Origin of the sequence: Candidatus Magnetobacterium casense (assembly GCF_019173545.1) — a bacterium.
In the GTDB taxonomy this organism is placed as follows: domain Bacteria; phylum Nitrospirota; class Thermodesulfovibrionia; order Thermodesulfovibrionales; family Magnetobacteriaceae; genus Magnetobacterium; species Magnetobacterium cryptolimnobacter.
Window position 1 is genome coordinate 1 of record NZ_JABXWD010000091.1, and the last position, 10963, is coordinate 10963.

The window sequence follows — 10963 nt, forward strand, 5'->3', positions numbered from 1 at the left end:
CACTCCAGTCCGGCGTGGTCATATTGATTAAGCACAACAACAACGCCATACTACGAAGATATAAAAGTGGCTTAAATCCTGGCATCCACGGTTTATTGTGGTGCTACCAACCTTACCATTGGCTTCAATATTGTGACTATTTCATCACAGAAATATTTACAGGAAATTTTTTTCCGTCCGGTCAAATGCCCTATCCCTGCAAGTTGAACTATTATGGTGTTGCCGATTTGTAGTATAATCATAGGATATGGACAAGAATATAGATTCAGGATTGAGAAATACGTGGTCACGGGCACTGGTGGAGGAGCTGAGGGGGCCATGTTCAACTTTTATGGCAGGGGTGCCTCACCCCCTTTTATGGCAGGGGTGCCTCACCCCCTGGAGCGGAAAAGAAGGCAGCGATGGCAGATATAATATTAGTTGATGACGATCTTGGTCTCTGCCGTTCCCTGCAAATGCTCTTTGACAAGGACGCCCACAACGTCAGCATCACACACACGGGCACACAGGCCATCGCCCTCATAGGCGAAAACAACTATGACGTCATATTCACAGACCTCAAGTTGCCCGATATCAACGGTCTGGAGGTTGTAGCCTTTGCGAGGAAGCGACTGCCGGTGGCGGAGATCGTCGTCATCACCGGTTACGCCACCATAGAGACGGCGGTGGAGGCCATAAAGAGCGGCGCCTATGATTATCTGACCAAACCCCTGTCAATCGAAAAAGTCCGGATCACGCTTAAGCGTGTTATGGAAAAGATAGCGCTCACGCAACAGGTAGACCTCCTGCGCCAACAACTACAGGACTCCTTTTCGTTATCGTTGCCGGATGCCCCGGTATCGTTTGAGAGCATGGTGGGGCGCAGTCCGCGGATGCAGGAGGTCTTTAAGATAATCCGGCAGACTGCTCAGGGTGACAGTACCGTGCTGATTACCGGCGAATCGGGCACGGGCAAGGAGCTGGTAGCCAGGGCCATACACTTTAACTCACAGCGGCGCGACAATCGCTTTGTTGCCGTAAATTGTGCGGCGTTTTCCAGGGAACTCATAGAGTCGGAGTTGTTTGGGCATGTCAAGGGCGCCTTTACCGGAGCGATCAAGGACAAGACGGGGTTTATCGAAATGGCCTCCGGCGGAACATTGTTTCTGGACGAAATCGGTGAAACCACGACGGAGTTTCAGGCCAAACTCCTGCGGGTGCTCCAGGAGGGGGAGTACTACAAGGTCGGTCACGCCTCTGCCTCCAGGATGAATGCGCGGATAGTATCGGCCTCAAATCGCAACCTGGAAAAGGCCATCGCCGAAGGCGTCTTCAGAAAAGACCTCTTTTACCGTCTCAATGTCATCACGATAGAAATCCCGCCACTGAGGCAGAGGCGCCAGGACGTCCCGCTGTTGGCGTATCACTTTATGAAGAAATACGCCTCAGGGTTGACCGCCAAAGAGGTAACGGACATCGCCCCGGAAACCATAGAGGTGTTGATGCAGTACGACTACCCCGGAAACATCAGGGAACTGGAAAACGCACTCGAATACGCCGTCACTTTCACGCATGGCAGCCAAATAACCCCCGCGCACCTGCCCGCTTCCATCACCAGGGGGGTGACTCTGCAGGTGCCTCCAAAACTACCACAAAAGCCCCTGAAAACTGCCCTGTACGAATACGAAAAGTCGCTCCTGACTTCGGCTCTCAATCACTGCAATGGCAACATATCAATGGCCGCCAGACTACTGGACATAAGCCGTCAACGTCTCCAGCAAAAGATCAAGGAGTTCGCACTAAACCCTGAAGACGTCAAGAAAACATGATTACATCGTAATAGTTCACCTATACAATTGAAAGATTGTGTATATAGTGCGTTTCGATTGTATGTGATACAAAGAAAGAAAGGGGCGGAGCCGCTTCTTTCCCGCTCCAGGTCGCACCTGGCCCCTTCAGAACCCCCCGCAAGGGGACCAGTCCCCTTGACCCCGTAAAAATGCCACGTATTTTGTATTTAACCCAATCGAAATCTGCTATAATCCACCAAATGTCAACGTGCTCGGTCAATGTGACCACGTTTCAATGGAGTTGCTACCAGAATGTGGAGTTGCCCCTTTATTTCTTCTTCCTCTCCGCCTCAGCGAAGGACTCACTGGCTTCTCTGTGCCGCCCCAACCTCTTCAGGGCAAGGCCATTGTTGTAATGCAACTGCCAATTGCCGGGATCAACCCCGATGCCCTGCGAAAAGTAAACCAACGCCTCTTCGTACTTGCCCTCTGACACGAGGGACAGGGCTACGTACTGCAGGGCGTCAACATCACGGGGATTACTTACCAGGGCCTTTTGGGCATACTTGATGGCCTCGGCGTAGTTTTTCTGGCGCATAAAGGACAGGGCAAGCATCTTGTAAAAGTATGGATTACCACCCTTGGTCAGAAACGGGGTCGCCTTGAGAAAGTACTTTGCGGCCTCCTCGTACCTGCCTTGCGACAGAAGGGTGCTCCACATGTTGAAGTTCAAAAGCGGGTAATCGGGGACAATCTTCAGACCCATCGAAAACTGTTCAATGGCCTCATCGATCCTGCCGGTTTTTAAGAGATGCGTGCCGTAGTTGTTGTGTGCGACGTAATTGTTTGTTGTTACCTCCAGTGCGTGCTTAAACAACGCCCCCGAGTCGTGCCAGTGCTGCACCTGCCTGTGGGTCAGAACCGACAACGAGCCGATGACAACCACGCCGGCCAAAACTGCCCCGACGCTGCGCGACAACGACCACGACGAAACGCCATCTGCCAGGGCGGCAACCATCACAAATATGCCAATTGTGGGCACGTATGCGTACCGATCGGCTATCGGGGCAATGCTGACCTGGACTATCTGGATCACCGGCAACAACGTCACAAGATACCACAACCATCCAATCAGGAGATACGGCCTCCTGTGCCTTAGCATCACTACCACAACGCCCACACCAACAAAGAGCGCCAGCCGCACCACAAGTTCCCATGACAACGATAACTCCACGTAGGGATAAAAGGCCGCCAGTTTCGCAGGCCACAGCGTCTTTTCAACGTAGGAGGCATACGATTGCACCGCACTCAACAGACGAAACCACAACGATGTCACCGACAACGGGACAATGGTCTCGGCCCTGCTCTGTGCAATGATCGTGACAGCGGAGCTAATCAGGGACAGTGCAAACAACGGTGCCTTCTCCAGCGACAAGCGCCACAGACGCTGCCCAAAATGTTCCCCGTCAAATCGCCGCAACGGCCAGTAGTCCGCCAGCAACAGCACGGCGGGCAGCGTCACAAGCATCGGCTTGGACATCAGACCCAGGATAAGGAAGACCTTAATCATCACATAGCGTTTCCACGAAGGATGCTCAACGTAGCGAAAGTAGGCGAGCATCGTCAGCAGCCAAAACAGCGTAGACAACACGCTCTTGCGCTCCGATGCCCAGGCCACCGACTCCACGTTTAACGGATGCACGGCAAACAGAACGGCTACCACACCCGCCACTACAACAGGACGTGTCACTGCGCCACGGAGGATGTACATGAACAGGTAAAACAACACAATCGTATTTACCACGTGCAGCATCAGATTGGTCATGTGTATGCCCTGGGGGTTGACCCCGCCGTAGAGTTCGGTGTCGAGCATGTAGGACAACCAGGTCAACGGATGCCAGTTGGAGAGATAGAAGGTCGTAAGTGCCCACGTCATCCCCTCGGTTGTCAGGCCGCTTTTGACGTAGACGCTTTCGGTGAGGTATTTTTCGTCATCGTAGCTCACAAGGCCGTTGTCGCTCAGTGGCCAGTAGGCACACATGGTCAGGGTTATCAGGCAGAGGACGATTAGCAGGTTCAGATAACGGGTCTTGACTTCTTCAGTGGTCGGCACCACCTGTGGTTTTCCCCCGGAACTACTCACCGCCAAGACGCTGTGCCTGGAGCATGTGTGCCTGTGCCTCCTCGTTCCTGCCGGCCTTTCTGAGTGCGTAGGCCAGGTTCTTGTGCATGGAGGCGCTCTGAGGGGCTATGTCAACGGCTCGTGTAAAGGCATCAACGGCCTCATTCACCCTGTCAAGCCCCATAAGGGCAATGCCCAGGTTGTTTAACACCTCCGTATCCCTGGGGTGAATATCCAGGGACTTGTTGAGGTATATAACGGCATCCCTGTAGTTTTTTCGTTTCAGGTAGATCAACCCGAATCGCTTGCGTAACAGCGCCTCACCGTCAAAGAACATCAGGGGTTGACTCCGCACATAGTGTATCATGGCCTCTTCAAACTTGCCCTGTCTGGTGAGGGCATCCCCCATGCTGCCACGCAGTTCGGCGCTATCGGGCTTTAGCTCGATCCCCCTGGCAAAGTACCCGATGGACTCGTCTAATCTGTCATCGTCGATCAGGGCGTTGCCGTAGTTGTTGTAGGCCTGGTAGTTGTTTTCTACGGCGTCGATGGCGTGCTTAAAGAGCGTCAGGGAGTTCTTCCAGTGGCCGGTGTACGCCCACGTCAGGCTGCCGTAGAACACGATCAGCACGGCGGCGACTGTTGCCAGGACGGGTTTCTTGAACCGGTTGTTTTGCAGGAGTTCGGCGCCAGCCCATGCCATGATTATATATATCCCGATAAGCGGAACGTAGGTATATCTGTCTGCGATGGCCTCGCGCCCTGTCTGCACCAGCTTGATAACCGGCACCATGGTGCCCACGTACCACAGCCAGCCAATGATGAGGTATGGCCTCCGGGGGCCTGACACCAGTGCGTAGATGGTGATTGCCAGCAGGAGCACAAAGGCGGCAGACGGTTTCCACAGCGGCATGTCGTAGGGATAGGGGTAGAATATGGCCAGTTTGGTGGGATTTATCATCATGTACAGGTACTGCACGTAGTTGACCGTAGCCGTAAAGATTCGGTTTGCCAGTGGCAGCATACTCAACGGTTGTACGGCGTGTGCCTCCCTCTGCACCACGTAGGTTATCATACTGGACACCCCGGAGAGGACAAATAACGGTATCTTCTCTGCGATCCTCGGGTATGTGAACCGCTTTAACGGCCACACGTCCATCAGGATCAGGACAAACGGCAACGTAACAGCCATCGGCTTGGCCATGAGCGCCAGTGCAAACAGCAGCATGACAAGCAGGTATTTTCGCAGTCTTATTCCCGCAGAGGGTGCATCATCCTGACGCGCATAGTTGTGGTAGGAAAGCATCGTCAGCAGCCAGAACATCGTGCAGAGGACATTCTTACGCTCCGACACCCACGCCACCGACTCGACAGTCAGCGGGTGGACTGCAAACATGGCAGCGACAAAGGCACTCTGCCACCTCTTTGCCGTCATCCGCAACAGCACGTAGAACACAAGGACGGTGTTTATCATGTGGATGATGAGGTTTGTGAGGTGGTGTCCTCCGGGGTTGAGTCTGAAGACCGATACGTCGAGCATGTGCGAAAGCCATGTCAGCGGATGCCAGTTGACAAAGAACGTAGACCGAAACGCCCATAGTACCCCATCCACGCTAAGGCCGGTGTTCACCATCGGGTTATCCGTGACATACTGCGGGTCGTCGCAGTTGATGAAGTCGTTGAACCCAACCCTGTAGTACACGACAAGCGTCAACAGCAGCAGGGTCAGCACAATTGGCTTAGTGTCGTCTTTGTGGATAGCCATAACGATTAAGCAACTATCAGTTTCAATGGAACCGGTTTACCTGTCAGACCAGCGGTCTTGCTCACATATAACTTTTCTATGCCTATGATCGTGCAGTCTCTGTTTTTCTTGAAGATAACCCCTTCACCAGCCTCATCGCATATATATTCGTCGTTAGGGGCGCCGAACCATATGTCCATGGTATCGAGTTCCTTGTGGTAATAAACGGTCACTTTATCCATATCTCCTCACCATCTTTCATTTTGTTTGTCGGGTATGCTGTTATCGCAAATCCTTCTGCATATTCTCTTATATCCATCTTTCTCTCATATCACTGACTGACATAGTGTAAGCTAAGATAGATTCATTATGCAAGATATTTTTTATGGTATTTTCTTTATATTTCAAGGTAAACCCTCATGAATGGGGAACATATTCACTCCCGCACATGAAAATGTATTTTCACGGTAAACCGTCAATAGCAGATTTAGACCGAATTAAGTACAAAATATGTGGCTTTTTTACGGGGTCAGAGGGACAGGTCCTCTTGTGGGTGGGTCTGAGGGAGGGCAAAGCCCTTCTTCCTTAGCGATGATGGCTGACGGGATTGAGGAGTTCTATTGTCAGGTCTCCGAAGCCGAGGATTTTCCCGCCGTGTTCTTTCACGTGTTTTTCTGCATCCTGGCGGTCTGAGAATGGGACGAGCGGGTCACCCATTGCCCCCTTCCTTTGGCCACCGTAGGCGTAGAAGGCGCTCTTTGCGTCGATCCAGTGACCGGAGGGACGCAGCCAGTCCTCCTTGCCCATGTCGTTTACGTAAATGACCGCTATGCCCTTGGGACTGTCGGGCTGGAGGTAGAACGTAAACAAATCCACCGTACCACAGAACAGGTCATACCGACCGTTTGTGTAGATGATCTGTCCCTTTGCCCCGGGGAAATCCAGCAGGATCATTCGACACACACTGCAAAAGTGCTCCCGTGTCAGGGGCACAGGCCCCGGCTTTGTCTCCGTAGCCTTCGAACACCCCACAAGCAACATGCACACTACCACAAGCAACCTTAGCAGAAAGAAAAACGGGAAGCGCTTCTTTGAGTAGGATACCTTTAAAAGCCGAACGGATGCCACAAGCCGTCCCTACGTGTATGTATAACCCTCTTTATTTCGTTTAACGTTGCCACTATCACAAACCTTAGAAAAGGCGGCGGCCGGATTCGAACCGGCGCATAAAGGTTTTGCAGACCTCTCCCTTAGCCACTTGGGTACGCCGCCGTATATCGTACTTAAAAAGTATAACATACACGGAGGGCTTTTTTCAAGTTCATTATTTTTATTTTTATGCGACAAACCAAAACCGGACGTTACACTATGTATCTTATTGATGTAGCTCCTGGGGTGTTGGTGCCTTATCTTTTTTAATAATGAACACCAGGGGCAGGACACACAGCATGACCACAAATATCACATAAGCGGCGTCGTTAAATGCAAGGACGGCGGCCTGTTTGATGGCCTGTCCATAGATGATCCCGTCTGTCGTGTGTGCAGAGGCATAATCGCTGTATCCCTGGAATTTCAACATTCCGGCGATGTATGAAGCGGCCATCTGATAGCCTCTGTCAAAGGGGCTGAGGTGCTCAACAAGTTGAAGTTGATGACTCTGTGAGTGGCGCGAGACCATCGTCATCACAAATGCCACACCAACGCTACCTCCTACGTTTCTAAGCAGGTTGTATATCCCCGTGGCGTTTCCCATGTCCTCGCGTCTTATGCCCGACATTGTCATCGTCGTAAGTGGTATAAACAACAGTCCCATCCCAACCCCCAACAGCACCCGTGGCAAAAACACCGTTTTGAAGTCAACATACAGGTTTAGTTGCGACAGCAGATACGTCGAGGCGGCGGCGATCAAAATGCCTGCCGCCATAGGCCACCTGGGATTGATCTTGTTGACCAACACGCCCACAACGGGCATGGTAAGCAGTGTTGCAATGCCCCCAAGTCCCAGCACTTTGCCGGCCATTGTTGCCGTGTATCCCATGATGCTTTGCAGATATATGGGCAACAGGACAATGCTGGCAAAGAGATTAAAAAATGCAAAAAACATGACCACATTGCCGGTGGTAAAAGAGACGTTGCTGAACACCTTTAAGTTGATGATTGGTGATTCTGCGAAATACTCCACGACGACAAACATGATTATGGATACAACCGAAACCACCGTCAACCAGAATATGTAACCGGAAGCGAACCAGTCCTCTCCCTGCCCCTTTTCAAGGACAATCTGCATCGATGCAAGTCCCACGACAAGCAGTGCCAGCCCAAGGTAATCGATACTCATCCGGGTCCTCTGCATGTATGGTGGGTCCGTGATGCAGACCATGCACATTATTATGGAGAGTATTCCGATGGGGATGTTGATGAAGAATATCCACTGCCATGCCCAATTATCCGTGATCCATCCACCCAACATCGGACCAACAATGGGGCCAAACATCACCCCCACGCCAAAGAGCGCCATAGCCGTTCCATGCTGGTTGTGCGGGAAGGCCTCAAGCAAGATGGCCTGCGACAGTGGCTGAAGCGCCCCACCACCGATGCCCTGGATGATTCGGAAGATAACCAGGCTTTGCAGGTTCCATGCCGAACCACACAGGAACGAACTGACCGTAAAAACCGATATGGACAGTATCAGATAGAACTTCCTGCCCAGCATCCTGCTCAACCACCCCGTCAACGGTATAATGATGGCGTTTGAGACAAGGTAGGCCGTAATAGCCCATGTAGCCTCATCAATCCCCGCCGACAGACTGCCCCGTATGTGCTCAAGTGAGACGTTGACAACAGAGGTGTCGATTATCTCAATCAGCGTTGGCAGCATGACGCTTATGGCAACAATCCACTTATTCAAGGCAGCAGTACACCCCTTAAGCCACTATACGCATACATCAGGCCGGTTATTTTTGGAGCATGGTCACATTGTTTAATGATTGTCACAATGGCATATATAAACTCCATACTTTGTTTATATCAAACCCCTGTCCTCTTTGTCAACATATCATACCAAGTTGCATCCAAAGAGGTATATTGTTGTTTAATGGGGTCAAGGGGGCTGGCCCCCTTGCGGAGGGTTCTGAAGGGGCCAGGTGCGACCTGGAGCGACAAAGAAGCGGAGCCGCCCCTTTTTTTTCTCTTACGCTTAACTCAGGACAATCGCATGGGATATTTTTGACAACGGTGAAAAACTAATGTTAGATTAAATCACAATGGGCTTGATATCACAAAATCAAAAGGCAGTGGTAGCGGATTTGTCTGGCAGCCACGGGCGCTCATGAGGGGGCTTGCTTGAGCGGGGACTTCCGGGTGACGTTTCTCAACCCGCCTTTTCTGAGGCGTTTTTCGCGTAGCCAGCGCAGTCCTGCCGTTACCAAGAGCGCCACGCTGTACTATCCCATGTGGTTATCCTATGCCGCAGCAACAGTTGCCGGGGCGGGATTTGATATAGACCTCATCGATGCCCCCGCCGACGACATCAGCATCGGCGGTGTTACAGGCAGATTGCGTGCATTTGCCCCACGCCTGATAGTCGTTGATACCAGCACACCGAGCATATACAACGACGCTGCCATGTGTGCCCCTCTCAAGGAGGCGCTGCCCGATAGCTTCATCGTGATGGTTGGTACGCATGTATCCGCACTTGCACGGGAATCGCTCATGCTACAGAGGGCCGTTGATGCCGTAGCCGTCGGCGAGTACGACTACACGCTGAGGGAGCTTGCCGTAGCACTGAGCCAGGGAACGTCTCCGGCGGAGGTCAAGGGGCTTGTGCTGAGGGATGTCGGCCAGGATGGTGAACGTGATGGCTGCTTTACAGATACCGGAAGACGACCGTTGATAGACAACCTCGATGACCTGCCATTTGTCAGTCCCATGTACAGGCGATTCCTTAATCCCCGCAATTACTTCAACCCCAACGCCCTCTACCCCATGGTTACAATAACGACCAGCCGAGGATGCCCTTTTGAGTGCATCTTTTGCCTGTATCCACAGACGATGATGGGACACAGGGTCAGAACTCGCAGCATCGACAACGTCATTGCCGAAATGCACTATATCGTTGAGGCCTTTCCGGAGGCAAAGGCAATATTCTTTGAGGACGACACCTTCACCGTAAATGCAAACCGTTGCAGGATGCTCTCTGAAACGATAATCAAAGAGGGTCTGAGGATATCCTGGAGCGCCAACGCACGCGCCGATCTCACCTATGACACGATGGCGGCAATGAAGGCCGCCGGATGCAGGGCATTGTGTGTGGGGTTTGAAAGCGGCAGTCAACTGCTCCTTGACGGTATGAAAAAGCGGGTCAGCATAGAGGTCATGCATCGCTTTATGCGAGACGCCCGCAGGGCCGGGATATTGGTCCACGGATGCTTCATGGTAGGACTGCCCGCAGAGACCACCGCCACGATGCAAGAGACCCTGGCCCTTGCCAAGTCGCTAAACCCCGACACCGTGCAGTTTTATCCCGTGATGGTCTACCCGGCAACTGTAGCATACAACTGGTACAAGCAGGAGGGATTGTTGCAAAGTCAGGACTTCTCTGCGTGGCTGACCCCCTCGGGGTTACACAACACGGTTATCAGGACACACGCACTGTCTTCGGAACAGCTTGTCCGCTTCTGCGATCATGCCAGGAGGCAGTTCTACCTGCGCCCTCGTTATATTGCCTACAAGTTGTGGCAGTCTTTGGGGAGTGCTCATGAGTTGCAGAGAAACCTCAAGTCCGCAAAGACGTTCATACGGCACCTCATGAGGGGCTCAGATGTGTAACGGTTGTCTGAGAAGCAAAAGATAAGAGAGAGGGCAGGAGAAGGGAATATCCCCATCGAATCTTTTATAACTTATACCGTAGGCTCTATACTCTGCATTGTTGGCGGCATTGACATAATTATACCAAAGATGTGCTATCCTATATCATGATTGTAAAAATGAAAATCGTATGAAATGTTTATTTGAGGTGATAAAATGAAATTTAGGTGTTTTAGTTTTGTGTTGTTTTTAGTATTTGTATCTGGAAGTGCCTTTGGTGATTGCACCATCTCTCAGACGTCTCATGGAGCAGCTTGGACGGTTGGTAGTACAGCGGTTGGAGGGTCGTTTACTGCAACATGTGCGGATAATTTAACCTCTATTGTCGTTTATCCCAATACTACCACTGCCAGTACTTTACCGTGAAAATCTTATTGAGTTAAGACACAAAACTCCCCCTCACCGTCCATGACAGTTTTTTTTGCGATGATTCTATGTCTTATTCCTTACATATCCAAATTT

7 protein-coding genes and 1 tRNA gene are annotated in these 10963 nt (G+C 51.6%); 2 read left to right on the forward strand and 6 right to left on the reverse strand.

The genetic code is table 11. The annotated features are described in order from the left end of the window. Positions 1-401 precede the first annotated feature (401 nt). Positions 402-1808 (forward strand): sigma-54-dependent transcriptional regulator, encoded by a 1407-nt coding sequence (locus HWQ67_RS06810; protein WP_218251928.1) that lies wholly within the window; start codon positions 402-404, stop codon positions 1806-1808. 289 nt (positions 1809-2097) lie between these two features. Here HWQ67_RS06810 and HWQ67_RS20185 read toward each other — a convergent pair whose 3' ends face one another. From HWQ67_RS20185 to HWQ67_RS06840, 6 genes are all read right to left on the reverse strand, one after another. After that, the gene (locus HWQ67_RS20185; protein WP_218251929.1) at positions 2098-3882 is read right to left on the reverse strand and encodes a tetratricopeptide repeat protein; all 1785 of its coding nucleotides are present in this window, start codon (positions 3880-3882) and stop codon (positions 2098-2100) included. 22 nt (positions 3883-3904) lie between these two features. Further along, positions 3905-5656, reverse strand: a complete 1752-nt coding sequence (locus HWQ67_RS06820) for a tetratricopeptide repeat protein (RefSeq protein WP_218251930.1) — start codon at positions 5654-5656, stop codon at positions 3905-3907. A gap of 5 nt (positions 5657-5661) precedes the next feature. Then, positions 5662-5877, reverse strand: a complete 216-nt coding sequence (locus HWQ67_RS06825) for a DUF2283 domain-containing protein (protein ID WP_218251931.1) — start codon at positions 5875-5877, stop codon at positions 5662-5664. A 343-nt stretch (positions 5878-6220) separates the two neighbouring features. Continuing rightward, positions 6221-6763: a nitrous oxide reductase accessory protein NosL gene (locus tag HWQ67_RS06830; protein ID WP_218251932.1), complete on the reverse strand. Its 543-nt coding sequence runs from the start codon at positions 6761-6763 to the stop codon at positions 6221-6223. 71 nt (positions 6764-6834) lie between these two features. Continuing rightward, positions 6835-6907 (reverse strand) — tRNA-Cys (locus tag HWQ67_RS06835). Positions 6908-7010: 103 nt separating this feature from the next. Then, positions 7011-8543: a DHA2 family efflux MFS transporter permease subunit gene (locus HWQ67_RS06840; RefSeq protein ID WP_218251933.1), complete on the reverse strand. Its 1533-nt coding sequence runs from the start codon at positions 8541-8543 to the stop codon at positions 7011-7013. Positions 8544-8995: 452 nt separating this feature from the next. Between HWQ67_RS06840 and HWQ67_RS06845 the strand changes: the two genes are divergently transcribed. Further along, on the forward strand, positions 8996-10462 hold the full coding sequence (locus HWQ67_RS06845) for a B12-binding domain-containing radical SAM protein (RefSeq protein WP_218251934.1): 1467 nt from the start codon (positions 8996-8998) through the stop codon (positions 10460-10462). Positions 10463-10963: the final 501 nt, after the last annotated feature.